The following is a 24,899-nucleotide window of genomic DNA, read 5'->3' on the forward strand; positions in this document are numbered from 1 at the left end:
GCTGACGCTCTATTTTGATAATCCGCGTCTTGCCTGGGAATCGGCTGACGCCTGCGGGGGACAAATTATGAGCGACCTCGATCCCGGATCTGCATCACGTTCCGGTCGTCGCGTTCCAAAGCCAAAAACCAACGGCATGTCGGAGCCCGATTCCCGGGCAGAATTGCTGCTCGCCCTGCAGGCCATGCGCAACGGCGATTTCTCCGTGCGCATGAGCGGCGACTATCTCGGCATCGACGGCAAGCTCGCCGACACTTTCAACGACATCATCGCCGCCAATCAGCGCATGGCGCAGCAGCTCGAACTGGTCGGCCAGGTGGTGGGCCGCGAGGGCAAGACCCGCCAGCGCGTGAAGTTTGGGCTGGCCTCCGGCTCCTGGGCCGACATGGAAGGCTCGGTCAATACGCTGATCGACGATTTGCTGTGGCCGACGCGCGAGGTGACGCGCGCGGTCGCAGCCGTGGCGCAGGGCGACCTGCTCCAGACCGTCAAGCTCGACGTCGATGGACGCCCCCTGCGCGGCGAATTCCTGCAGTCGGCGACCATCGTCAACACCATGATCAAGCAGCTCGGCGTGTTCACCTCCGAGGTGACGCGCGTGGCGCGCGAGGTCGGCACCGAAGGCAAGCTCGGCGGCCAGGCCCAGGTGCCTGAGGTGACCGGCGTCTGGAAGGATCTGACCGAGAGCGTCAACTCGATGGCGAACAACCTGACCAACCAGGTTCGCAACATCGCCGAGGTGACGATCGCAGTTGCGAACGGCGACCTCTCGAAGAAGATCACGGTCGACGTCCGCGGCGAGATCCTTCAGCTCAAGGAAGCCATCAATACGATGGTGGACCAGCTCCGCTCCTTTGCGTCGGAAGTGACGCGCGTGGCGCGCGAGGTCGGCACCGACGGCAAGCTTGGCGGCCAAGCCATCGTGCCAGGCGTCGCCGGCACCTGGAAGGATCTCACCGACAGCGTCAACGCGATGTGCGGCAATCTCACCGCACAGGTGCGCAACATCGCCAACGTCACCACCGCCGTGGCCCGCGGCGACCTGTCGCGCAAGATCACGGTGGACGTGCGCGGCGAAATCCTGGAGCTGAAGGACACCATCAACACCATGGTGGACCAGCTCAACTCGTTCGCCTCGGAAGTGACGCGCGTCGCGCGCGAGGTCGGCACCGAAGGCAAGCTCGGCGGCCAGGCCCAGGTGCCGGGCGTCGCCGGTACCTGGAAGGACCTCACCGACAACGTCAACTTCATGGCGTCGAACCTCACCGCGCAGGTCCGCAACATCGCCGACGTTGCCACCGCCATCGCGAGCGGCGACCTCTCCAAGAAGATCACGGTGAACGTCTCGGGCGAAATCCTTCAGTTGAAGGAAACGCTCAACACGATGGTCGACCAGCTCAACGCCTTCGCCGGCGAAGTCACGCGCGTCGCGCGCGAGGTCGGCACCGAGGGCCGGCTCGGCGGCCAGGCCAACGTGCTCGGCGTCGCCGGCACCTGGAAGGACTTGACCGAGAGCGTCAACTCGATGGCCTCGAACCTCACCGCGCAGGTCCGTAACATCGCCGAGGTGACGACCGCGGTCGCGGGCGGCGATTTGTCGAAAAAGATCACCGTCGATGTCCGCGGCGAGATCCTCGAGCTGAAAGACACCATCAACACCATGGTGGACCAGCTCAACGCCTTTGCCGGCGAAGTCACGCGCGTTGCCCGCGAGGTCGGCACCGAAGGCAAACTCGGCGGCCAGGCCCAGGTGCGCGGCGTCGCCGGCACCTGGAAGGATCTCACCGACAGCGTCAACTCGATGGCCTCGAACCTGACCGGCCAGGTCCGCAACATCGCCGAAGTCGCGACCGCGGTGGCCAAGGGCGATTTGTCGAAGAAGATTACCGTCAACGTGTCAGGCGAAATCCTTCAGCTGAAGGAAACGCTCAACACCATGGTGGACCAGCTCAACGCCTTCGCCGGCGAAGTCACGCGCGTCGCGCGCGAAGTCGGCACCGAAGGCAAGCTCGGCGGCCAGGCCGAAGTCCCCGGCGTCGCCGGCACCTGGAAGGACCTCACCGACAGCGTCAACTCGATGGCGGGCAACCTCACCGCCCAGGTCCGCAACATCGCCGAAGTTGCGACCGCGATCGCCGGCGGCGACTTGTCGCGCAAGATCACCGTGGACGTGCGCGGCGAGATCCTTCAGCTCAAGGACACGCTGAACACGATGGTCGACCAGCTCAACCGCTTCGCGGGCGAGGTGACGCGCGTGGCGCGCGAGGTCGGCACTGAAGGTCGGCTCGGCGGCCAGGCCAATGTGCCCGGCGTCGCCGGCACCTGGAAAGACCTCACCGACAGCGTCAACTCGATGGCGGGCAACCTCACCGCCCAGGTCCGCAATATCGCCGAAGTCACCACTGCCGTGGCGCGCGGCGACCTCTCGCGCAAGATCACCGTCGACGTCCGTGGCGAGATTTTGGAGCTGAAGAATACCATCAACACCATGGTGGACCAGCTCAACGGCTTTGCCGGTGAAGTGACGCGCGTCGCGCGCGAAGTCGGCACCGAAGGCAAGCTCGGCGGCCAGGCCGAGGTGCCCGGCGTTGCCGGCACCTGGAAGGATCTCACCGACAACGTCAACTTCATGGCCTCGAACCTCACGGCGCAGGTCCGCAACATCGCCGAGGTCGCGACCGCGATCGCCGGCGGCGACCTGTCGAAGAAGATCACGGTGGACGTGCGCGGCGAAATTCTGCTGCTCAAGGACACCTTGAACACCATGGTCGAGCAGCTCCGCTCCTTCGCCGCCGAAGTGACGCGCGTCGCGCGCGAGGTCGGCACCGAGGGCCGGCTCGGCGGCCAGGCCGTCGTGCCCGGCGTCGGCGGCACCTGGAAGGACCTCACCGACAACGTCAACCTGCTGGCCGCGAACCTCACCACCCAGGTCCGCAACATCGCCGAAGTCACCACCGCCGTCGCGCGCGGCGACCTGTCGCGCAAGATCACCGTCGACGTGAAGGGCGAAATTCTCGAGCTCAAGAACACCATCAACACCATGGTGGACCAGCTCAATGCCTTCGCCGGCGAAGTCACGCGCGTTGCCCGCGAGGTCGGCACCGAAGGCGAACTCGGTGGCCAGGCCCAGGTGCCCGGCGTCGCCGGCACCTGGAAGGATCTCACCGACACGGTCAACTTCATGGCGGCGAACCTGACCGAGCAGGTCCGCGGCATCGTCAAGGTGGTGACCGCGGTCGCCAACGGCGATCTCAAGCAGAACCTCACCGTGAAATCGAAGGGCGAGGTCGCGGCGCTCGCCGACACCATCAACAACATGACCGAGACGCTCGCGACTTTCGCCGACCAGGTGACGTCGGTGGCGCGCGAGGTCGGCGTCGAGGGCAGGCTCGGTGGTCAGGCCGACGTGCCCGGCGCCGCCGGCACCTGGAAGGACCTCACCGGCAACGTCAATTTGCTGGCAGCCAACCTCACCTCGCAGGTGCGCGCGATTGCGGAAGTGGCGACCGCCGTGACCAAGGGCGACCTGACGCGGTCGATCCAGGTCGACGCCCGCGGCGAGGTCGCAGAGCTGAAAGACAACATCAACACGATGATCACGAACCTCCGTCTCACGACGGACGTGAACACCGAGCAGGATTGGCTGAAGACCAATCTGGCGAAATTCACCAACATGCTTCAGGGCCAGCGCGACCTCACCACCGTCGGTCGCCTGCTGCTGACCGAATTGTCGCCGCTGGTGAACGCGCATACCGGCGTGATTTATCAGGTCGAGAACGAAGAGAATCCGCGGCTCCTGCTGCTTGCCTCCTATGCCGGCGACGGCGTCTATCCGTATCCGCGCGTGCTGCCATTCGGCGACGGCCTGATCGGCCAATGCGCGCTCGACCGGCGCCCGCGCGTGATTGCGGACATTCCGGCCGACGTGGTGCCGATCAATTCGGCGCTGCTTCGCGTCGCGCCGAAGAACCTCGTGGTGCTGCCGGTGCTGTTCGAAGGCCAGGTCAAGGCGGTCATCGAGCTCGCCTCGCTCACCTCCTTCACCACCTCGCAGATGACCTTCCTGGAGCAGCTTACGGACTCGATCGGCATTGTGCTCAACTCGATCGAGGCGACGATGCAGACCGAGGGCCTGCTCAAGCAGTCGCAGCAGCTCGCCGGCGAGCTCCAGACCCAGCAGCGCGAATTGCAGCAGACCAACGACCAGCTCGAACAGAAGGCGCAGCAGCTCGCCGAGCGCAACGTCGAAGTCGAGCGCAAGAACCAGGAGATCGAGCAGGCCCGGCGCGCACTGGAGGAAAAGGCGACCGAGCTCGCACTGACCTCGAAGTACAAGTCTGAATTCCTGGCCAATATGAGCCACGAGCTGCGCACGCCGCTGAACTCGATCCTGATCCTCGGCCAGCAGCTCACCGACAATCCGGATGGCAATCTTACCGGCAAGCAGGTCGAATTTGCCCGCACCATCCACGGCGCCGGCACCGACCTGCTCAATCTCATCAGCGACATTCTCGATCTCTCCAAGATCGAGTCCGGTACGGTCACGGTCGACGCCGAGGAAATCCTGACCGCGAACCTGCTCGAGACGGTCGGGCGGCCGTTCCGTCACGAGGCGGAGAACCGCAATCTGTCGTTCAAGATCGACGTCGATCCGAATCTCGCGCGCAGCCTCGTCACCGACTCCAAGCGCCTGCAGCAGGTTTTGAAGAACCTGCTCTCCAACGCCTTCAAGTTCACCGCCGAAGGCGAGGTGCGTCTGAAGGTCGCCGCCGCGGTCGGCGGCTGGGGCACCGATCATCCCGTGCTGAACTCGGCGCCGGCCGTGATCGCATTCGAAGTGTCCGACACCGGCATCGGCATTCCCTTGGAGAAACAGAAGCTGATCTTCGAGGCGTTCCAGCAAGCGGATGCCGGCACCAGCCGCAAATATGGCGGCACCGGCCTCGGCCTTGCGATCAGCCGCGAACTCGCAAGCCTGCTCGGCGGCGAGATCCACCTGCGCAGCTTGCCGGGCAAGGGCTCGTGCTTCACGCTTTACCTGCCGCTGAAATATTCCGGCCCGACGCTCGCGCCTCGCGCGGCGCCCCAGCAGAGCCAACCGCCGGCGCTGCAGCCCGCGACAGCCGAACCGCAGCGCGTGATCGAGCAGCTTCCCGACGACCGGCTCAACCTCGAACCCGGCGACAGCATCCTCCTGATCGTCGAGGACGACCCGCACTACGCGCGCGTGCTGGTCGACCTCGCCCGCGACAAGGGATTCAAGGTGCTGGTCGCGGCCCGCGGCGCGGAGGCGCTGGAGCTTGCAAAGCAGTACCAGCCGAGGGCCGTCTCGCTCGACGTATTCCTGCCGGATATGCTCGGCTGGACCGTGCTGAGCCAGCTCAAGCACAATCCGCTGACCCGCCACATCCCCGTGCAGATCATCACGCTCGACGAGGACCGCCAGCATGCGCTGGCGCGCGGCGCCTTCTCCTTCGTCAACAAGCCGACGACGACCGAGGGCGTCTCGGCCGCGCTGACCCAGATCAAGGAATATGCGCGACCGCGGCGCAAGCGGCTGCTCATCGTCGAGGACAACGAGGCCGAGCAGCTCTCGATCCGCGAGCTCCTGCATCACGACGACATCGAGATCGTGACGACCGGCACCGGTGCCGACGCGCTCTCGATGCTGCGTGAGAACCCCTGTGATTGCGTCGTGCTCGACCTGCGCCTGCCCGACATGACCGGCTTCGAGGTGCTGGACCAGATCCGCAATGACGAGGCGCTCTCGAACGTTCCGGTGGTCGTCTTCACCGGCCGCGAGCTGTCGGCCGAGGAAGATGCGGAGCTCCACACCATGGCGCGGAGCATCGTGGTCAAGGGCGTGGAATCGCCGGAGCGCCTGCTTGACGAGACCGCGCTGTTCCTGCACCGCGTGATCACGGAATTGCCGGTCGAGAAGCAGCGCATGCTCGAGAAGCTGAACAGTTCCGATGAGGACCTGATCGGCAAGACCGCCCTACTCGTCGATGACGACGCCCGCAACATCTTCGCGCTGTCGAGCGTCCTGGAGCGGCGCGGCATGAAGGTGCTGACGGCCACGACCGGCAACGAGGCGGTGGCCCTGGTCGAATCGAACCCGGAGATTGCCATCGTACTGATGGACATCATGATGCCGCAGATGGATGGCTATCAGACCATCGGCGTCATTCGTGAAAACCCGACCTTCGCCCGTCTTCCGATTATCGCGTTGACGGCCAAGGCCATGAAGGGCGACCGCGAGAAATGCCTCGAAGCCGGCGCGTCCGACTACCTCGCCAAACCCGTCAACACCGACCAATTGCTGCTTGCAATCCGCATGTGGCTGCACCGCTGAGTTGGATGCCCGTATGGACCACGAAAAGGTCAACATCCTCCTCGTCGACGACCAGCCGGCCAAGCTGCTCGCCTATGAGGTGATCCTGAAGGATCTCGGCCAAAACCTCGTGATCGCCTCATCCGGTCGCGAGGCTCTGGAGGTGCTGCTCAAGACCGAGATCGCGGTGATCCTGGTCGACGTCTGCATGCCCGAGCTCGACGGCTTCGAGCTCGCCGCGATGATCCGCGAGCACCCGCGCTTCCAGAAGACCGCGATGATCTTCATCTCGGCCATTCAAGTCAGCGACATCGACCGCCTGCGCGGCTACGAGATGGGCGCCGTCGACTACGTCCCGGTGCCGGTCGTGCCGGAGGTGCTACGCGCCAAGGTCAAGGTGTTTGCAGAGCTCTATCGCAAGACGCGCGAGCTCGAACGGCTGAATCAGGACCTCGAGGACCGCGTGCGTGCACGCACCGCCGAGCTGGAGAATTCCACAGCAAAGCTGCGCGAGAGCGAAGAGCGGCGCAGCATGGCGATCGCCGCCGGCAAGATGGGCTCCTGGGACTGGGACTGGATCACCGGCGACTGGATGTGGGACGAGGGACAATACCGCATCTTTGGTGTTGGCCCGGAGAGCTTCGAGGTGAATCCGGCCAACGTTCAGGCGCTGTTGCATCCGGATGACGTCGATCAGTTGCGCAAGGCGATCGCCGAATTCAACAAGGGCACGCGCTCCTATGAAACGGAGTTCCGCATCGTGCGGCCCGACGGCGATGTGCGCTGGTGTGTCGGCACGGCCGCCGCCACGGTTGACGATAGCGGTCGGGTCATGCGCGTCAGCGGCGTGACGGTGGACATCACCGAACGCAAGCGCGCCGAGGAACGGCAGACTCTCCTGGCGCGGGAGGTCGATCATCGCGCCAAGAATGCGCTGGCGCTGGCGCAATCGATCGTGCGCCTCACCCGCGCCGACGAGGTCAAAGCCTATGTCAGCGCCGTCGAAGGACGCATCAATGCACTGGCGCGCGTGCATACGATCCTGTCGCTGTCGAGCTGGCAGGGTGCCGAACTGTCGAAGCTGATCGACGAAGAGCTTGCGCCCTATTCCCTCGGCGGCCAGATCAAATTGGCGGGGTCGGAAGTTCAGTTGCTGCCGGCAACCGCCCAGACGCTGGCGCTCGCGCTGCATGAGCTTTTCACCAACTCGGCGAAGTATGGCGCGCTCTCTACCCGGACGGGACGGCTCGCGATCGGCTGGCAGGTCGAGGACGAGCTGCTCACGCTGACGTGGGAGGAGACCGGCGGCCCGCTGGTCATGACACCGAAATCCCGCGGCTTTGGTACGCGGAGCCTGCTTGCGAGCGTCGAGTCCCAGCTCGGTGGGCAGGCGCGATTCGATTGGCGGGCCGAGGGTCTGCTGTGCCGGCTCGAGGTGCCGTTGGTCCGCAAGACTGCCGCGACGACCGCGCCCGGCAACTTCGAAGCCGCCAGCTCCGCCGAATTGCAGCGCGCTTCCGGCTAACCGGAGGCCGCACTCTTCCTGCGCTGCGTCGTTTGCGGCTCGCGCGCGACCCGTCCTTCGAGCCAGGCTTCTGTTTGGGCGAGATCGCGCAGAGCCTTGGCATAGCGGCACGCCGCGCTTCGCTCCGCGCCGCGGGGCAGCTTGCGCGCTTTGCGGAGGATGTCCGCAGCGGCGTTACGATAAGCCAGAGAGCGATAGAGAAAGACCACCTTACCCATATCGAATGTTCCCGTGTTGCGCGGTCATTCTCGCCCACCCGGCATGAACGTCGGATGAAGCGGACGATGACAATTCCTTCATGCGGGTGGAACCGGCGCGTGTCGCAGGCGTTGCATGCGAGATTGGGATAGAGTTCCATGCGCGCGAAGAAGTCGTCTGACCTGATCTCTCCCAGCGGGCTCGTCAAGCTGATGACGCACGCGATGATGGGCGCAGCCTTAGGACTCGCTTTCAGCCTCTTGCTCGTGCTGTCCAATCCCGGCGTCGCCAATTTGCTGAGTCACGGCGGAAGGCAGGCCGTGGTCGTTTTCGCCCTCACCTTGGTGACGACGTTCGCGATCGGCGCGACACTGACCGGCGTCGTATTCATCCTCGCCGAGGACAAGCAATCTTGAACTATGCGTGCTTTACCGGAATTTCTTCGTTCGGAACTCCTGCGACGAATGGCAGTTTGCTGCCTGCGTCAATTCAACTCAGGGAGTTCCCGCAGATGAAGACCACCAAGCTCGCTCTTGCCGTGATGTTGGCAACCGGCCTCGCCGCCGCACCGTTCGCAGTGCAGGCCAAGTCGCATAAGGCAAAACACGGATCATCGATGTCGACGTCGCAGACCACCACGGGCGCCAACACCAAGTCCTCCAAGGGTGCTGATCCCTCCGGTCAGGGCGGCTCCGGCCCCGGCTCCGACCAGGGCGGCACCATGACGAACAACAAGGCCGGTATGAGCAACACCAAGTAGGCGTTCGGCGAAAACACGAAGGCCCCGCGATCGCGGGGCCTTTTGCTTTGGTATTCGAACAGACTTCTCTCGGGCCGCTTCGTCAACATGCGGTATCGACGAGCCCCGCACCTCGCGTTGCGCGCAGGCTTCAGCTACGATGGCTGCCCAGGATGTCAGGATGAACGCCTGCAGGATCTGACTTCACCAGATGGTCGAGTCGTGCGCGCTTGCGCGCGATCAAGAGCTGGGCCGCGGCGTCGTCGAGCCCCTCGCGTTGCAGCTGCCGGATGGCAGAGCCCAGTTCGAGAATCTCGGCGCGCAGCTTTAGAATCCGGTATGCATCCGGGACTTCCTCCACCGTGCGCTCCCAAGGCTCTCAGCGGCGCGCGATCACGCGCAGAGGACTACCTGATGTCTTCGCGGAACGAAGGCGCATCCTATCGCGGACATTCGGCAGGACATCGCCGCCACCTGCAGCCTTCCATTCGCCGATCAGCAGATTGATTTTCCGGCGCAGATCCATCTGCGCCAGGGCCTTCTCCGTGCAGTCCCGATCGCGCTCGACGAGCTCGCGTACGGCCGCCTCGACATCGGCCATTTCCAGCCTCAAGGCGCTGATTTTACGTCGAATTTCATTAATTCTGTTGTCCATGGCTTGTTAGAACAAAATAAGAACATATAGTCAAGTCACGATTTCAGAAGGGAGAAGCGACATGCAGGTTCAAGGTAAATACGATGCCAAGTCTTTCCTCACCGAGCAGATGACGCGGGCGCAGGGCCTCCGGCTGAAACGGCTGAGCGAAGAGGCGTATCAGCCCGCGCAATACGCGCGGGATCTGTCCTCCAGCGAGGCAGCACGGCGCATTCAGGTGCTGGAAGCGGAGATCGAGCTGGCGGATTCGTTCTAGGCTAGGTCGCCCATCCGGAACGTTGCTTGCGCTTTCGGAACCATGCCTGTCCCGGATTGTTTTCCCAGGCCAAGGGAGAACATGCATGGCACGCAAGGCAAAGAAGCGCCGCTACTCGCGCAGCTCCGGCAGCGATGTCGAAGGCGAGATGAAGCGCTACAAGAAGGGGACCGCGAAAAGCGGACCGGGCGGTCGAGGCGGACGCGTGAAGAGCCGCAAGCAGGCAATCGCGATCGGCCTGTCGAAAGCGCGCAAGAAGGGCAAGAAGGTCCCGAAGAAGGCCGCGAAACGAAAGACGTCCAAGAAGACGTCAAAGAAGACATCTCGGAAAACATCCAAGAAGACTTCGAGAAAGAGTTCGAAGAAGACGTCGAAGCGCAAATCCTCCAAACGGTCGCGCTGACCTCAGTCAGATCATGCTGCCCGGCATGAAGCAGCGGATCGAAACGCCGAACGCGGTCTTCACCGGCCACACCATGGTGCGGCCGGCCCGGTTCGGCTCGGTGATCACGGCTTCGTCCGGTACCTCGACCCACTCGCCGTCGAGCCGCACGCGGTAATGTCCATTGTGCGAGTCCCAATCGGGATCGGCGACCGCAAACCCATCCGCATCCGAGCAGCACGGACCGAGATGGCTGCGCAGGCCGTCGAACCACGGCTTGAGAGGTGAGTCCGCGTAGCGGCCGTCGTCGCGCCCGAGAGCGTTTCCACCCCATAGCACGAGCGGCGCTACCAACGGCGCCACAAGCAGCGCACTTCTCAGCGAGAGCTTCAATCGATCCATGTCGGCACCGATCAAATACGAATTGCCGGCCGGCTCAGCGGCGGCAAGTTCGAAGTTCCACGCTTGCAATCCGGCGGCTTCATTGCCGCCGAGTCCGTACGAGATCCGCAATTGTGATGAGCGAACACGGCTTTTTCGGACGAAACCGGGTCATCCTCCCTGCCGTTAACGAGAATGTTATCGGCGATGTGCGGAAATCCTGAAGGCGAACGGGAAAGGCGGCCCGAAGGCCGCCTTTTTGGAGTTGCGCCGATCGACGTTCGCCTTATGCGAGCGGCACCGCCACGAACCGGGTCGTCTGCGCGCTTCTGACCTGCAGCAGCACGCTGCGCTTGCCGGACGATTTCGCCTGCGCCAGCTCCGAACGGACATCGCCGATATTGGCGACGGCGTTGCCGCCCACGTTGAGGATGACGTCGCCGGTCTGGATGCCGCGTTGCGCGGCCGGGCCTTGCGGATCGACTTCAGTGACGACGACGCCCTTCTGGCCGGCGCCCTGCACGTCGCCCGCCGGAGCCAGGCTGAGCCCGAGACGCGGCGGCATGCCGGCATCTGGCTGCGACTTGCCCTCGTCGGCTCTAGCCTGCCGCTCGTTCGGCAACTCGCCAAGCGCCAGTGTCACCGTCTTGCTGTCGCCCTTGTGGACGACATCGAGCTTCACGGACGTGCCCGGCGCCAGGGTGGCGATGGTGCGGGCGAGATCGCGGGAATCCTTGATCGCGGTGCCGTTGACGGCGGTGATGACGTCGCCCGCCTCGATGCCCGCCTTCGCCGCCGGGCTGCCGTCCTGCGGATTGTCGACGATCGCGCCGCGCGCCTCCTTGAGGCCCAGACTGTCGGCGATATCCGACGTCACCGGCTGCACCTGGACGCCGAGCCAGCCGCGTGTGACCGCGCCCTTGTCCTTCAACTGTGCGACGACGAGCTTTGCGGTCGAAGCCGGAATGTCGAAGCCGATGCCGACCGAGCCGCCGGAGGGCGAGAAGATCGCAGTGTTCACGCCGATCACGTTGCCGTTCATGTCGAAGGCCGGGCCGCCGGAATTGCCCTTGTTGATCGGCGCGTCGATCTGGATGAAGTCGTCATAGGGACCATTGCCGATGTCGCGGCCGCTGGCCGAGACGATGCCGGCGGTCACGGTGCCGCCGAGGCCGAAGGGATTGCCGACCGCGACCACCCAGTCGCCGATACGCGGCTTCTGGTCGGAGAATTTGACGAACGGAAAATCCTTCTTGCCCTCGACCTTGATCAGCGCGAGATCCGTCTTCGGATCGGTGCCGACCACTTTCGCGCTGTAGATGGTGCCGTCGTCCATCGTCACTTGCACCGATTCGGCATGATCGACGACGTGGTTGTTGGTCACGGCATAGCCGTCGGCGGAGATGAAGAAGCCGGAGCCCTCACCCGTGATCATCTGGCGGCGCTGGCGCGGCATGCCCTCCATGCCCCCCGGGCCGCGGAAGCCGAATTGCCGCGAGAACTGGTCGAACGGCGTCGCCTCGTCCGAATCCATCCGGTTCTGTTGCAGCATCGCGCTCTTATCATTATCCTGGTCGATCCTGACCCGCACCGAAATGACGGCGGGTTTGACCTTGCTGACGAGGTCGCCGAAGCCCGGCGGTGTCGCGGCGGTCTCCGCGGCCTGGGCGGGCGCAATGAAGGAGGTCGCGCTGAACGGCGAAGAGCCGGGAGCAGTCGCCAGCACGGCCACGCCAAGCGCGGCCACGGTGCCGAGCAGCGCGAGCCGGCGCGGCCTCAGGACCTTGCGGGACGTTGTGGTGTCGGAATTGACGTGATCGCTCATGTCGATATGTCCATGTTGGGTAAGTCGCCTTGCACCCAACATGGTGGTCGCCACCTTACAGCGTCCCGTCCACGCGATTAAATCTTGGCAAAGTAGCCGGGCCGGCGATACGGCCAAAGGTCAAGGCTGCACGTTTGATGCAGCTCAACGCGGGCCATGCGCACCGTGGAAGACTGCGGCCACCGGATGATGTCCATCGGAGGCACGTCATGTACAAAGACATTCTCGTCCACATCCCCACCGAGCGGCCGATCCGCCCGGTGATCGACGGCTCGATCTCGCTCGCAGCGGGCCTCAACGCCCATCTCGATGCAGTTGCGGTTGGCTATGTGGCAACCAGTGCGGCCTATATCATGGAGGGCGGCGCTGCGGTGGCGGCGGTGTTCGAGATGGAGCGCGAGAGTGCAGTGGAGCGGGCCGAGGCGGCGCTCGCGGTATTCAAGAGCAAAGCGATGAACGCCGGCATTTCCTACACATGCCACCCACTCGGGGCGATGCCGGGGGATGCGGTCGGCTTGCTCGGCGAGATCGCGCGGCTGCACGATCTCAGCATCGTGCTCCAGCCGGATCCGGCGCAAGGCTCACTCGACAACGATGTGCCCGGCGAGATCCTGTTCCAGGCGGGTGGCCCGGTGCTTTTCCTGCCCTACACCTTCCATGGAGCGTTCAAGGCGAAACGGATCGGCATCTGCTGGGATGGCAGCCGCCTCGCCGCGCGCGCTATGCGCGACGCCGCACCATTCCTGGCCCGCGCCGAGGAGATCGTGATCATTGCGATCAACGAAACAGATATGGTTCCCGAGGAAGTCTCGACGCGCAATCTGGCAAGGCATCTCGGCCGGCGCGGACTGTCGACCCGCACGGTCAACCTGATTCAGCCGACCATGCTGTCGCTGGCAGCCGATGAGAACCTGGATATTCTGATCATGGGCGGCTACGGCCATTCGCGTTTGCAGGAGCGGTTCCTCGGCGGCGTCACCCGCGCCATGCTGGAGCCATGACCGTCCCGACGCTGATGTCGCATTAATCGAGGGCTTATCCAGGTCGGGCCGGTCACAAGCCTTGTCGTTCGGGCTGACAACCGCGTCCTTGAGCGGTGCCGGCATCGGCAAGTTCAGGTCATATTCGAACACGTTGGACCGTCACGCCGCGGCGGGTCTCTCCCACGCCGTGGCCTCGACGCCGTCCTCGTCTTGTTGCGCATTGCACGCGTCGAAATGCGCCTTGAGTTCGACTTCGGCGAGATGTTCGAAATGTTCGGCCTGGCCGAGCAGTTCCCAGCTCTGGAGCGGCCGGTAGGCGGCCTGCTGACGACAGAGGGACGCTAGCGCGCGGTAGCGACGTACGTTGTCCATGAGACCCTCCCTCGCATTCACAGAGCTTATTGCCCTTATTTGCGTCAGGGCGATGGCGGTTGTGCAAAAGATTTGCTGCGCCCGCCGCGCGCTTGACTCGCTTGTTTCTAGGCAAACGCGTATCGAGGCGAAAGTTCCAATCAGCGCGACTCAACGCTTCGGACCTTACCGCAGGCCAGGGCTAGGGTTGTGGGTCATCCTCGTATGTCTGCAGTGCAAAGGGGCACGCCCTGGCACACCCCATTGCGGTGCCGGCTCGCCCGCCTGTATCCGGCAGTCTACCGGATGAGCGCGGGCTCACCGGCACGCATTGTCTGCGCCGAACTATGTTGCAGCATCGGAACCCTGCCGGCTTCCGCAGCGGCGCGGATGGCCGCGATGTTGCCGGCATAGTCCGCGCTGCTCTTGCCGCGAAACACGGCGGAGCCCGCTACAAGCGTATCGGCGCCCGCAGCGGCCACGGCGGCGGCATTGTCGCGCGTGATGCCGCCGTCAACCTCGAGCCGGATCGGCCGGTCGCCTATCATGCTTCGAATACGCCCGATCTTCTCGAGTTGGGATTCGAGGAAGGACTGGCCGCCAAAGCCCGGATTGACCGTCATCACCAGGACGAGGTCGAGGCGATCGAGCACATATTCGATCGTGCTTTCGGGAGTCGCGGGACACAGGCTGACGCCGGCTTTCTTGCCGAGCGCGCGGATGGCCTGGAGCGAGCGATCGAGGTGCGGACCGGCTTCGGCATGCACCGTGATGACATCCGCGCCGGCCTTCGCGAACGCTTCGAGATAGGGATCGGCGGGCGCGATCATGAGATGCACGTCGAACATTTTCTTCGTCAGCGGCCGGATCGCCCTGATGACGTCCGCGCCATAACTGATGTTCGGGACGAAATGCCCGTCCATGACGTCGCAGTGAATCCAGTCGGCACCCGCCGCATCGATCGCCACGATCTCCTCGCCGAGGCGGGCGAAATTCGCAGCCAGGATTGACGGCGCGATGAGGATTTCTCTCGTCATGGCTTCGCACTCCCCTGCGCGTCCGCACCGCCGCTGAAGACGCGACTCGCCAGGACGTCCATGGGATCGATCGTTTCGAGGTCGGCGATATCGAGCATGCGGTCGAGATCGGACACCAGCCGATCGGCCTGCCGCAGGCGGATGCGGTCGACGGCGTTGCGGATCGAGCGCGCATTGGAGAAGAACGGCTGGGTCCGACGTAGCGCGATGTATTTCTCGAACGCCTCGCGCGCCGCCGCCGAGAGGCGATAACCCCGTTCCTTCAGCATCAGCTCGGCGATGACGAGCAGCTCGGCTTCCGCATAGTCCGGAAAGTCGATGTGATGCGCGATCCGCGAACGGAAGCCGGGATTAGAGGCAAAGAAGCTCGTCATCCGCTCGCCATAGCCGGCAAGGATCACGACGAGGTCCTCGCGCTGGTTTTCCATCACCTGGAGCAGGATCTCGATCGCCTCCTGGCCGTAGTCGCGCTCGTTGTCGGGACGGTGCAGATAATAGGCCTCGTCGATGAACAGCACGCCGCCCATCGCCTTCTTCAGGATCTCCTTGGTCTTCGGCGCGGTGTGGCCGATATACTGGCCGACCAAATCGTCGCGCGTCACCGAGATCACCTGCCCGCGCCGCACGAAACCGAGGCCGTGCAGGATCTTTGCCATGCGCAGCGCGACCGTCGTCTTGCCGGTGCCGGGATTGCCGGTAAACGACATATGCAGCGTCGGTGGCGACGAAGCCAATCCCGCACGCTGCCGGATACGTTCGATCAGCAAGAGCGACGCGATCTGGCGCACGCGGCTCTTCACCGGCTTCAATCCGATCAGCTCCTGCTCGAGCTGCTGCAGCGTGCCCGTGATTCCAGCCTCTTCGGCCTCCTTGCGGAGATCGAAACTGGTCTCGCCGGGCTCAGTGGTCATGGCGTGGGGAACATCCAGCATCGGCACCTCGAAGAAAAGGGCTTCGCCGCGGGGGAGCGGCGAAGCAGTGGTCCGCCAAGGAAACGGAGCAGGGAGTGCTCCGCGCGGAGGAGAATGACTTAGGTTGGTGCGTGCGCGAGCTGCCGGCGCACGGTGGTGTAGCGGATCGCGCGTCCGCTCACCTCCTGCCGCACCAGCTCGAACTCGGCTTCCTGCGGCGGGCGGTTGACGATGAACGAGATCCGCACCGATTCCCAGCCATGGCTGGAGTCGAAGCCGCTGAGGCGGATGTATCGGTCGCCATACACTCTGCGGCATTCGGCGAGCTCCATCATCACGCCGGCGGCGTCCTGGAGATCGAACATCGGCAGGCCCCACATCTCCCAATAGGTGTTGCGGGGATGCGGATCGTCGGTGAACTCGATGTTCACCGCCCAGCCGTTGGTCAGGCAATACTGCACCTGCTTGGTGATCTGGTCGTCGGTCAGATCGGGCAGGAACGAGAAGCAGCCTTGGGTCAGCTTCATGTCAAATCTCCTCAAACGGTTTCGAGCGCGGTCGGCACGAAGTCCGGCGTGTCGGTGGATTCATAATTGAAGGAGACGTCCTTCCAAACCTCAAGTGCAGCTTTCAGCGGCGTACAGGTCTCGGCCGCCCTGGCCAGGATCTCCGGTCCTTCGTGGACGTAGTCGCGGCCCTCGTTGCGGGCGAGGATCATCGCTTCCAGCGCCACACGGTTGGCGATCGCGCCGGCCGCGATGCCCATGGGATGGCCGATGGTGCCGCCGCCGAACTGGAGCACGACGTCCTCGCCGAGCAGGTCGAGCAGCTGGTGCATCTGGCCGGCATGGATGCCGCCGGAGGCGACCGGCATCATCTTGTTCAGGCTCGCCCAGGACTGGTCGAAGAACAGGCCGTGTTCGAGCTTGGCCGGGTTGAAGTCTTCGCGACAGACATCGTAATAGCCGCGCGTGGTGTTGGGATCGCCTTCGAGCTTGCCGACCACGGTGCCGGCATGGATGTGATCGACGCCGGCGAGCCGCATCCACTTGGCGATGACGCGGAACGACACCCCATGGCTTTTCTGCCGCGTGTAGGTCGAGTGACCGGCGCGATGCAGATGCAGGATCATGTCGTTGCGCCGCGCCCATTTCGCCATCGACTGGATTGCGGTGTAGCCGATCACGAGATCGATCATGACGATGCAGGACCCGAGCTCCTTCGCGAACTCGGCGCGCTCGTACATATCCTCCATGGTTCCCGCGGTGATATTCAGGTAGGTCCCCTTGGCCTCACCGGAGGCCGCCTGCGCCCGGTTCACCGCCTCCATGCAATAGAGGAAGCGGTCGCGCCAGTGCATGAACGGCTGCGAGTTGATGTTCTCGTCATCCTTGGTGAAGTCGAGCCCGCCCTTCAGCGCCTCGTAGACCACGCGACCGTAATTGCGGCCCGAGAGGCCGAGCTTAGGCTTGACGGTCGCGCCGAGCAGCGGCCTGCCGAACTTGTCGAGCCGCTCGCGCTCGACCACGATGCCGGTGGCCGGTCCCTGGAACGTCTTCACATACGCGACGGGGAAACGCATGTCCTCCAGCCGCAGCGCCTTCAGCGGCTTGAAGCCAAATACGTTGCCGATGATCGAGGCCGAGAGGTTGGCGATCGAGCCCGGCTCGAACAGGTCGAGGTCATAGGCGATGTAGGCGAAGTACGAGCCTGGCGTGCCCGGCACCGGATCGACGCGGTAGCATTTCGCGCGATACTTCTCGGCGGCGGTCAACCGATCGGTCCACACCACCGTCCAGGTCGCGGTCGAGGATTCGCCGGCGACTGCGGCTGACGCCTCGATCGGATCGACGCCCTCTTGCGGCGTGACGCGGAACAGCGCGATGACGTCGGTGTCCTTGGGCACGTAGTCGGGCTCCCAATAGCCCATGCGCTTGTATTCCATCACGCCCGATCGATATCTTTCCTTGCCGCGGACGGTACCTGCATGTGCATTCATGGCTCTCTCCTGCTCTTCTCTCTCTGAATGATTAGGCCGCGACGGGCTGGCGGGCGTCGACGCGCGGATCGAGATCGCCGGCGCGGTAGCGCCGCGCCATCTCGCTCAAGGGAACGACCTTGATACCGCTGGCGTGGCCTGCGGTGCCGAACTGCTCGAAGCGCTCGCGGCAGAGCTCGCGCATCGCATCCATGGCGGGCTTGAGAAATTTGCGCGGATCGAACTCCGAGCGCGTTTGCGCGGCCACTTTCCGGAACACCGCGGTCATTGCCAGCCGGCAGTCGGTGTCGATATTGACCTTGCGCACGCCGCTCGTGATGCCGCGGACGATCTCCTCGACCGGCACGCCCCAGGTCTGCGGCATCTCGCCGCCAAACTGGTTGAACATGTCCTGGAGCGGCTGCGGCACAGAGGAAGAGCCGTGCATCACGAGATGCGTGTTCGGCAGCCGGCGATGAATCTCCTCGACCACCCGCATCGCCAGAATGTCGCCGTCCGGCTTGCGGCTGAACTTGTAGGCGCCGTGCGAGGTGCCCATCGCGATCGCGAGCGCATCGACTTTGGTGGCGCGGACGAAGTCGACCGCCTGGTCGGGATCCGTGAGCAACTGATCATGGCTGACCGTGCCTTCGACGCCGTGACCGTCCTCCTGCTCGCCGCCCCCATGCTCGAGCGAGCCGAGCACGCCGAGCTCGCCTTCGACGGAGGCACCGACCCAATGCGCGAGATCGACGACGCGGCGGGTGATCGCAACGTTGTAGTCGTAGTCGGCCGCGGTCTTGGCGTCGGCCTTGAGCGAGCCGTCCATCATCACCGAGGTGAAGCCATGGGCGATCGCGGACGCGCAGGTCGCCTCGTCATTGCCATGGTCCTGGTGCAGGCAGAGCGGGATGTCTGGATAGGTCCGCTCCAGCGCATCGATCATGTGCGAGAGCATGAGGTCGCCGGCATAGCTGCGCGCGCCGCGCGAAGCCTGGATGATGACGGGCGCGTCGACCTCGGCCGCCGCCTGCATGATCGCGATGCCCTGCTCCATGTTGTTGATGTTGAACGCCGGCACCGCGTAGCCGTGACTGGCGGCGTGGTCGAGCAGCTGACGAAGAGTGATACGGGCCACGACAAATCCTCCTGTTATTGCTTGCCGGCGCGGGCCATCGCCCGCCGGGTGGCTTCCGCAACGCCTTGCGGCGTGATGCCGAATTCGCGGTAGAGCACCGGGGCCGGCGCCGAAGCGCCGAAGCCGCGCATGCCGACGAATTCGCCCTCGGTGCCGATCCAGCGGTGCCAATCGCCGACGACTGCCGCCTCGATGCCAACCCGCGGCGCGGTGCCGAGCACAGCGGCGCGGTAATCCTCCGGCTGCTCCTCGAACAACGCGAAGCAGGGCGCGGAGACCACGGCCGCACGGACGTGCTCGGTAGCGAGCAGGCGGGCCGCCTCCAGCGCAATAGACACTTCCGAACCCGTTGCGATGAGCGTCACGTCGCGGCCACCGTCCGGCGAGACGATCAGATAGGCGCCGCGTGCGACGCGGTTCCTCCCGCGGACATCGCTGCGGAAGGTCGGCAGCGCCTGACGGGACAGGCACAGCACGGAGGGACGATTTTCAGCTTGGAGCGCGCAGTCCCATGCTTCCAGCGTCTCAACCGCGTCGGCCGGCCGGAAAACAAGCAGGTTCGGAATGACGCGGAGCGCTGCGAGATGCTCGACCGGTTGGTGCGTGGGGCCGTCCTCACCGAGGCCAATGGAGTCATGGGTCATCACATGAATGACGCGGATCCGCATCAAGGCCGCAAGGCGGATCGCCGGCCGGCTGTAATCGGAGAACGCGAGGAAGGTGCCGCCATAGGGAATGAAGCCCCCGTGCAGCGCGAGGCCGTTCATCGCGGCCGCCATACCATGCTCGCGGATGCCGTAATGGATGTAATCGCCGGCGAACGCGTCGCGCTTGACCGGGGTCTGCGCCTTGGCATGCGTCAGGTTCGAATGCGTGAGATCCGCCGAGCCGCCGACAAATCCGGGAATCGTCTCGGCGATGCCGTCGAGCACCTGTTGCGACGCCTGCCGCGTCGCGAGCTTCGGACGCTCGGTGGCAAAGCGCTCGCGCAATTTCGCCGAGGCCTGGGCATAGGCGTTCGGCAGGGCAACCGCCTTGCCCTCGATAAACAGGTCGCGCTGCTCGGGCGTCGCGCATTCATAGCGATCGAGCCAGGCGAGACGCTCGACCTGCCCGCGCTGCCCGATCATCCGCCATGCTTTCAGGATCGTGACAGGCACCACGAAGGGCTGATAGTCCCAGCCGAGCGTTCGCCGCGCCGCGGCCGTCTGCTCCGTGCCGAGCGGCGCGCCATGCGCCTTCTCGGTGCCCTGACGATCCGGCGCGCCGTAGCCGATGACCGTGCGGCAGGCGATCAGCGACGGTCTTGTGCTCTCACGCTCCTCGGCAATCGCCTGCGCAACTGCTTCGGGATCGTGCCCGTCGACATGGCGCACCGACCAGCCGGAGGCAGCGAAGCGCGCGAGCTGGTCATCGGAGGTCGCAAGCGAGGTCGGGCCGTCAATGGATATGCCGTTATCGTCGAACAGCACGATCAGGCGGCCCAGCCCGAGATGCCCGGCGAGCGAGATCGCTTCCTGGCTGATGCCCTCCATCAGACAGCCGTCGCCGGCGATGACGTACGTGAAATGATCGACGAGGCCGTCGCCATGTCGCACATTGGCCATGCGCTCGGCGAGTGCCATGCCGACCGCGGTCGCAATCCCCTGCCCCAGCGGACCGGTCGTGGTCTCGACGCCCGGCGTATGGCCATATTCCGGATGGCCCGGCGTCTTCGAGCCCCATTGCCGGAAGGCCTTGATGTCATCGAGGCTGACGTCGCCGCCGGTGAGATGGAGCAATGCATAGAGCAGCATCGAGCCATGGCCCGCCGACAGCACGAAGCGATCGCGATCCGGCCAATGGGGGTGAGCCGAGTCGAATTTCAGGAAGCGCGAGAACAGCACGGTGGCGACATCGGCCATGCCCATGGGCAGTCCGGGGTGGCCGGACTGCGAAGTCTCGATGGCGTCGACCGCGAGGAAGCGGACGGCGTTGGCGAGATCGCCATGCGATACCGCCGTGAGGTCAGCGTCGGCGTGGACGGAGATGTTCATCGGATCCTCCTCTCGTTCACTTCAGGTTTCGCTTACGCTCGATCAGCTGCATGATCAGCGGCGTCAGGATCAGCTGCATCGCAAGATCGAGTTTCGCGCCGGGACACACGATCGAATTGGCACGCGACATCCAGCTTTGCGGCAGCATCGAGAGCAGATAGGGGAAGTCGATGCCGCGCGGGTTCTTGAAGCGGATCACGACCATCGACTCGTCCGGCGTCGGGATCCAGCGCGCGATGAACGGATTGGAGGTGTCCACCGTCGGCACACGCTGGAAGTTGATGTCGGTCTCGGAAAATTGCGGGCAGATGTAGTGGATGTAATCGGGCATCCGCCGCAGAACGGTGTCGGTAACGGCCTCGGTCGAATAGCCTCGCGCACTGCGGTCGCGGTGCAGCTTCTGGATCCATTCGAGATTGATAACGGGCACGACGCCGATCTTGAGGTCGGCATAACGCGCGACGTTGACCTTGTCGGTAACGACAGCACCGTGCAGGCCCTCGTAGAACAGAAGGTCGGAGCTCTCCGGCAGCCGTTTCCATTCGGTGAAGGTGCCGGGTGCGGCGCCATGCAGCGCGGATTCCTCGGCGTCGTGGACGTAGTGCCGCGTCGTCGCCGTGCCGGTCTCGCCATAGTCGCGGAACGCCCGCTCCAGCTCCTCGAACAGATTGGTCTCGGGGCTGAAATGGCTGAAATGCCTGTTGCCGCGATCGGCCTCCTTCGCCATCTGCGTGCGCATTTCCGCGCGATCGTAGCGATGGAAGGCGTCGCCTTCGATGTAGGCGGCGTTGACCTTCTCGCGGAAGAAGATCTGCTCAAAGGTCTTCTTGACCGACGTGGTGCCGGCGCCGGAAGAGCCGGTGATGGAGATGATCGGATGCTTCCTGGACATCGGGGCGCCTCGCTCAGAGCCGGAAGAAGCCGCGCCGCGCGAACAGCGGTGCGGAGACGCTGGCGACCAGCAAGGGATCGCAATGCAGTTCCTCGACGCGCTGCACCTCGTTGTTCGAACCCATGATCAGCGGCACGCGTTGATGCAGGCTCTGCGCCGAGAGTTCGAGGATACGCTCGCGCCCGGTCGAAGCCGAGCCGCCGGCCTGCTCGACGATGTAAGCCATCGGGTGCGCCTCGTAGACGAGGCGCAGGCGGCCATCGCCATAGCCGGGCCGTGAATCGGAGGGATAGAGGAACACGCCGCCGCGGGTAAGGATGCGATAGGCCTCGGCCACCAGCGAGCCGACCCAGCGCATGTTGAAATTGTGGTTGGCCTGCCCTTCCACACCGGCGAGGCATTCGTCGACGAAGGCGCGCACCGGCTGTTCCCAATGCCGGCGGTTCGAGGCGTTGATCGCGAACTCCTCGCAGGTCTCGGAGATTTGCACGGCGCTACGCGCGAGACGGAAGCAACCGGACCCGCGGTCAAGCGTGAAGATGTCGACGCCCTCGCCGAGCGTCAGCACCAGCGAGGTCTGCGGGCCGTAGGTGACGAATCCCGCCGCGAGCTGCGCCGAGCCGCGCTGATGGAAGGCGAGCGCGAGATCGTCGGGCGCGGGCAGGATCGAGAAGATCGTGCCCACGGTCATGTTGATGTCGATATTGGAGGAGCCGTCGAGCGGATCGATCGCGACGCAGATCTTCGCCGCGCGGTCACCGATCTGCGGTTCACGCATCTCCTCCGACGCCAGTGCCGCGATCGGCAGCTTGCCGAGACAGCGGCGCAGGATCGCATCCGCCTGCACGTCGAGATCGCGCTGCACGTCACCGTCGCTGTTGCGGCCGGTGGTCAGGCCCGACGCATCCGCAAGGTCTCCCGTGGCGATAAGATCGGCGATCTCGATCGCGGCCGCCGCGATGGCATCGACCGCGGCCGCTACGGCCAGCGCATGCGGCGCCGTCTCGGAATACCGCTGAAGGTGGTCGTCCAGCCTGAGTTGCCCGGTCATCTGCGTCCATCCCTTTGCAGGCGCCGCATCCAGTTCCCTCCTCGCTGGAGGTCGGTGCGGTCAGTGCCAACAACGACGAGATTGACAGGGGCGGCTTAATAAGGAAAATTTCTATTCATAATGAGCGCCAAAGAATTATCTTATAATGTCCATTCGACGGCACAGCTCCGGCATCTCACGATCCGGCAGCTTCGCTCGCTTGCGGCGCTCTCGGCAAAAGGCAGCGTCACGGCAGCCTCGACCCAGCTCGGCCTGACGCAGCCGGCCGTGACCCAGCAATTGCGTCAGCTGCAGGATCTCGCCGGACTGCCGCTGCTGCAGCGGACCGGCGACGGCATGCTGCTGACGGAAGCCGGCAAGGAGGTGCTGGCGCTCGCCGAGCGCGTCGAGGCCGCAATCGCGGACTGCCAGGGTTCGCTCGACCTGCTTGCGGGGCGAACCGGCGGCACGGTGCATCTCGGCGCGGTCTCGACCGCGAAATATTTCGTGCCGCACGCGATCGCGGCATTCTCGAAGCGGTATCCGAAGATCGAGATCAAGCTCACGGTCGGCAATCGCGAGGAGATCCGCGGGGCCATGCACGGCTACGACCTCGACTTCGCGGTGATGGGTCGGCCACCGGCCGATGTCAGCGTCGACGTCCGGCAGCTCGGGCGCAATCCGCACATCATCGTCGCGCGCAAGGGGCACTGGCTGGAGAAGGATTCCGGCCTCAACCTCACCGACCTCGTGCACGAGACCTTCCTCACCCGCGAGCCCGGCTCGGGGACGCGGACACTGATGGAAGGCATGTTCCAGAGGTCGGATCTTGAGCCGATCATCGGCATGGAGATGAGCAGCAACGAGACCATCAAGCAGGCGGTCATCGCCGGGCTCGGCATCGCCTTCATCTCGGCCCACACCGTGGCGCACGAGCTCACCGAGGGCCGGCTGATCGTGCTCGACGTCGCGGGCCTGCCGATCGTGCGGCAATGGTACGTGATCCGCCGCAGCGACAAGGTGCTGTTGCCGCCGGCGCAGGCGATGTTCGATTTCTTGGGATCGGAGGGGTCGAACTATCTTCCCGACGTGCCCGAATTCGGCGCGCGATAGCCCGTCGAAATTCAGCCCATCAGCTTCATCGCGACCGTAGCCGCGAGAATGACGATGATCTGGAGCAGGCGCTCGGTCGTGAAGATGCGGTTGAAGGTGGTCATCGCTTGCCCCGGCCGAATTGGGATGTCTCGGTCGGGACGTTGCTAGCACAGACGGGCGACGAGATAACTCCGTAATCGCCCCGTGTTTTCCGTGCACGACCCGACGACCGGCCCTTCGGCGGGCCTGCGCAAGGCCGCGCCGATGGTTAACGATCAGGCCGCGCGCGTAGCGGCGTAGTCCATCCGCGCGGCGAAATAGGCTTCCAGCTCCAGCAGCGCCCGCGCTTCCCAATCCTTCGCCTGCTCGAGCAGCGACCAGCTCTGGTCCGGGCGGAATGCAGCGGTCTGGCGATAGAGCGATGCGATACCGCGGTAGCGGCGCACGTTCTCCAAGATGGCCTGACCGGTAATTTGGCCGTTCATGTGCGAAAACTCCCTCGTCATTCCCGAGGGAGAAATTGCGGCCAAATCTTTTTCGAAAAGTTAGCGCCGCGCAGCAAGCGTGCGAATGGTTTCCGGACTGTTGCCCGCGCGCAACGTGCGCGGCCGCACAAGGCCGATCTATTGCGAATTCGTCGCCGCGCTCTCGCCCCGCGGCTTCAACCCACCGCGGCTGATGATCTCGCGGCAGAGATCGGCAAGGCCGATCACCAGCACAGCGAGCAGGCAGAACAGCTTGATGGAATCGGCATGCGCGCTGGTCAGCGAATTGAACTCGAAGAAGGGCGGCATGAATGCCCACCATACCAGCGGAATGGTGAGTAGTGCGGCGAACGCCGCCGCCGGTGCGCCCGCGATAATGCCGAGCACGAACAGGCTGGGCAGGAACGCCGCGAAATAGAGTTTTGCGCCGAGCGCGACACAGCCGCCCTGGAGCGCAGCCGACATTGCGACAACGATGAATCCAAGCAGAAACGCCTGCCACGACCATGGTCGTACCCGCGGTACGCCAACCAGCCCCGCACGCCTCATCAGCCTCCCCCTGCCGCCCGTTAACCAGGCTCGCTTGCGACCAAAGTACTACAGCGGCAGGAAACTGCGAGGTGGAAATTGCCGACCCGGCGGCCTTGGTAAACGGGCCGGATCGCTAA

23 protein-coding genes and 1 pseudogene are annotated in these 24,899 nt (G+C 64.4%); 8 read left to right on the forward strand and 16 right to left on the reverse strand.

Translation table 11 applies throughout. The annotated features are described in order from the left end of the window. Positions 1 to 67: 67 nt before the first annotated feature. Both RX329_RS33290 and RX329_RS33295 read left to right on the forward strand, forming a co-directional pair. Complete coding sequence (locus RX329_RS33290) at positions 68 to 6,355, forward strand: HAMP domain-containing protein (RefSeq protein WP_317244873.1); 6,288 nt, start codon at positions 68 to 70, stop codon at positions 6,353 to 6,355. Between the two features lie 13 nt (positions 6,356 to 6,368). Beyond that, positions 6,369 to 7,859, forward strand: a complete 1,491-nt coding sequence (locus RX329_RS33295; RefSeq protein WP_317244874.1) for an HWE histidine kinase domain-containing protein — start codon at positions 6,369 to 6,371, stop codon at positions 7,857 to 7,859. Here RX329_RS33295 and RX329_RS33300 read toward each other — a convergent pair. Then, positions 7,856 to 8,077: a hypothetical protein gene (locus RX329_RS33300; RefSeq protein WP_018456200.1), complete on the reverse strand. Its 222-nt coding sequence runs from the start codon at positions 8,075 to 8,077 to the stop codon at positions 7,856 to 7,858. The two genes, RX329_RS33295 and RX329_RS33300, sit on opposite strands and share 4 nt — an antisense overlap. A gap of 138 nt (positions 8,078 to 8,215) precedes the next feature. Between RX329_RS33300 and RX329_RS33305 the strand changes: the two genes are divergently transcribed. Both RX329_RS33305 and RX329_RS33310 read left to right on the forward strand, forming a co-directional pair. Then, positions 8,216 to 8,473: a hypothetical protein gene (locus RX329_RS33305; RefSeq protein ID WP_018456199.1), complete on the forward strand. Its 258-nt coding sequence runs from the start codon at positions 8,216 to 8,218 to the stop codon at positions 8,471 to 8,473. A gap of 95 nt (positions 8,474 to 8,568) precedes the next feature. After that, positions 8,569 to 8,817 carry a hypothetical protein gene (locus RX329_RS33310; protein WP_085352571.1) on the forward strand — a complete coding sequence of 83 codons (249 nt, stop codon included), beginning with the start codon at positions 8,569 to 8,571 and terminating at the stop codon, positions 8,815 to 8,817. A 130-nt stretch (positions 8,818 to 8,947) separates the two neighbouring features. Here RX329_RS33310 and RX329_RS33315 read toward each other — a convergent pair whose 3' ends face one another. Further along, positions 8,948 to 9,157 (reverse strand): hypothetical protein, encoded by a 210-nt coding sequence (locus tag RX329_RS33315; RefSeq protein ID WP_085352572.1) that lies wholly within the window; start codon positions 9,155 to 9,157, stop codon positions 8,948 to 8,950. 18 nt (positions 9,158 to 9,175) lie between these two features. Next, entirely contained in the window at positions 9,176 to 9,397 is a 222-nt protein-coding gene (locus RX329_RS33320) for a hypothetical protein (RefSeq protein ID WP_018456196.1), read from the reverse strand. A 115-nt stretch (positions 9,398 to 9,512) separates the two neighbouring features. Between RX329_RS33320 and RX329_RS33325 the strand changes: the two genes are divergently transcribed. Both RX329_RS33325 and RX329_RS33330 read left to right on the forward strand, forming a co-directional pair. After that, a complete protein-coding gene (locus tag RX329_RS33325; RefSeq protein WP_018456195.1) occupies positions 9,513 to 9,707 on the forward strand; it encodes a DUF3072 domain-containing protein in 195 nt (64 codons plus the stop codon). A gap of 85 nt (positions 9,708 to 9,792) precedes the next feature. After that, complete coding sequence (locus tag RX329_RS33330) at positions 9,793 to 10,110, forward strand: DUF6496 domain-containing protein (protein ID WP_018456194.1); 318 nt, start codon at positions 9,793 to 9,795, stop codon at positions 10,108 to 10,110. A gap of 6 nt (positions 10,111 to 10,116) precedes the next feature. On the opposite strand, the gene RX329_RS33335 is transcribed toward RX329_RS33330, so the two are convergent. Both RX329_RS33335 and RX329_RS33340 read right to left on the reverse strand, forming a co-directional pair. After that, entirely contained in the window at positions 10,117 to 10,491 is a 375-nt protein-coding gene (locus RX329_RS33335) for a hypothetical protein (protein ID WP_026233103.1), read from the reverse strand. Between the two features lie 265 nt (positions 10,492 to 10,756). After that, positions 10,757 to 12,295 carry a Do family serine endopeptidase gene (locus RX329_RS33340; RefSeq protein WP_204513875.1) on the reverse strand — a complete coding sequence of 513 codons (1,539 nt, stop codon included), beginning with the start codon at positions 12,293 to 12,295 and terminating at the stop codon, positions 10,757 to 10,759. A gap of 209 nt (positions 12,296 to 12,504) precedes the next feature. Here RX329_RS33340 and RX329_RS33345 point away from each other — a divergent pair. After that, positions 12,505 to 13,322, forward strand: a pseudogene (locus RX329_RS33345) (universal stress protein). A 115-nt stretch (positions 13,323 to 13,437) separates the two neighbouring features. On the opposite strand, the gene RX329_RS33350 reads toward RX329_RS33345, so the two are convergent. From RX329_RS33350 to RX329_RS33390, 9 genes are all read right to left on the reverse strand, one after another. Then, positions 13,438 to 13,650, reverse strand: coding sequence for a hypothetical protein (locus RX329_RS33350; protein ID WP_018456190.1), 213 nt, complete (start codon positions 13,648 to 13,650; stop codon positions 13,438 to 13,440). A gap of 278 nt (positions 13,651 to 13,928) precedes the next feature. Next, on the reverse strand, positions 13,929 to 14,666 hold the full coding sequence (rpe, locus tag RX329_RS33355) for a ribulose-phosphate 3-epimerase (RefSeq protein WP_018456189.1): 738 nt from the start codon (positions 14,664 to 14,666) through the stop codon (positions 13,929 to 13,931). Continuing rightward, positions 14,663 to 15,598: a CbbX protein gene (cbbX, locus tag RX329_RS33360; protein WP_018456188.1), complete on the reverse strand. Its 936-nt coding sequence runs from the start codon at positions 15,596 to 15,598 to the stop codon at positions 14,663 to 14,665. The genes rpe and cbbX overlap by 4 nt, the downstream gene beginning before the upstream one ends. A 98-nt stretch (positions 15,599 to 15,696) precedes the next feature. Continuing rightward, positions 15,697 to 16,104, reverse strand: a complete 408-nt coding sequence (locus tag RX329_RS33365; RefSeq protein WP_018456187.1) for a ribulose bisphosphate carboxylase small subunit — start codon at positions 16,102 to 16,104, stop codon at positions 15,697 to 15,699. Between the two features lie 11 nt (positions 16,105 to 16,115). Next, positions 16,116 to 17,576: a form I ribulose bisphosphate carboxylase large subunit gene (locus RX329_RS33370; RefSeq protein ID WP_085352576.1), complete on the reverse strand. Its 1,461-nt coding sequence runs from the start codon at positions 17,574 to 17,576 to the stop codon at positions 16,116 to 16,118. 31 nt (positions 17,577 to 17,607) lie between these two features. Then, positions 17,608 to 18,693, reverse strand: coding sequence for a class II fructose-bisphosphate aldolase (fba, locus tag RX329_RS33375; RefSeq protein WP_247369263.1), 1,086 nt, complete (start codon positions 18,691 to 18,693; stop codon positions 17,608 to 17,610). 14 nt (positions 18,694 to 18,707) lie between these two features. After that, a complete protein-coding gene (gene tkt, locus RX329_RS33380; protein ID WP_317244875.1) occupies positions 18,708 to 20,729 on the reverse strand; it encodes a transketolase in 2,022 nt (673 codons plus the stop codon). A gap of 16 nt (positions 20,730 to 20,745) precedes the next feature. After that, positions 20,746 to 21,621 (reverse strand): phosphoribulokinase, encoded by an 876-nt coding sequence (locus RX329_RS33385; protein WP_063993396.1) that lies wholly within the window; start codon positions 21,619 to 21,621, stop codon positions 20,746 to 20,748. A gap of 13 nt (positions 21,622 to 21,634) precedes the next feature. Continuing rightward, on the reverse strand, positions 21,635 to 22,672 hold the full coding sequence (locus RX329_RS33390; protein ID WP_085352578.1) for a class 1 fructose-bisphosphatase: 1,038 nt from the start codon (positions 22,670 to 22,672) through the stop codon (positions 21,635 to 21,637). A gap of 120 nt (positions 22,673 to 22,792) precedes the next feature. On the opposite strand from RX329_RS33390, the gene RX329_RS33395 reads away from it, so the two are divergent. Further along, positions 22,793 to 23,764 (forward strand): LysR family transcriptional regulator, encoded by a 972-nt coding sequence (locus RX329_RS33395; protein WP_247298573.1) that lies wholly within the window; start codon positions 22,793 to 22,795, stop codon positions 23,762 to 23,764. Positions 23,765 to 24,021: 257 nt separating this feature from the next. On the opposite strand, the gene RX329_RS33400 is transcribed toward RX329_RS33395, so the two are convergent. Beyond that, positions 24,022 to 24,231, reverse strand: a complete 210-nt coding sequence (locus tag RX329_RS33400) for a hypothetical protein (RefSeq protein ID WP_317244876.1) — start codon at positions 24,229 to 24,231, stop codon at positions 24,022 to 24,024. Between the two features lie 138 nt (positions 24,232 to 24,369). Continuing rightward, entirely contained in the window at positions 24,370 to 24,780 is a 411-nt protein-coding gene (locus RX329_RS33405; protein ID WP_026233102.1) for a hypothetical protein, read from the reverse strand. Positions 24,781 to 24,899 lie beyond the last annotated feature (119 nt).

Origin of the sequence: Bradyrhizobium sp. BWC-3-1 (genome assembly GCF_032917965.1) — a bacterium.
Classification (GTDB): Bacteria; Pseudomonadota; Alphaproteobacteria; order Rhizobiales; family Xanthobacteraceae; genus Bradyrhizobium; species Bradyrhizobium canariense_D.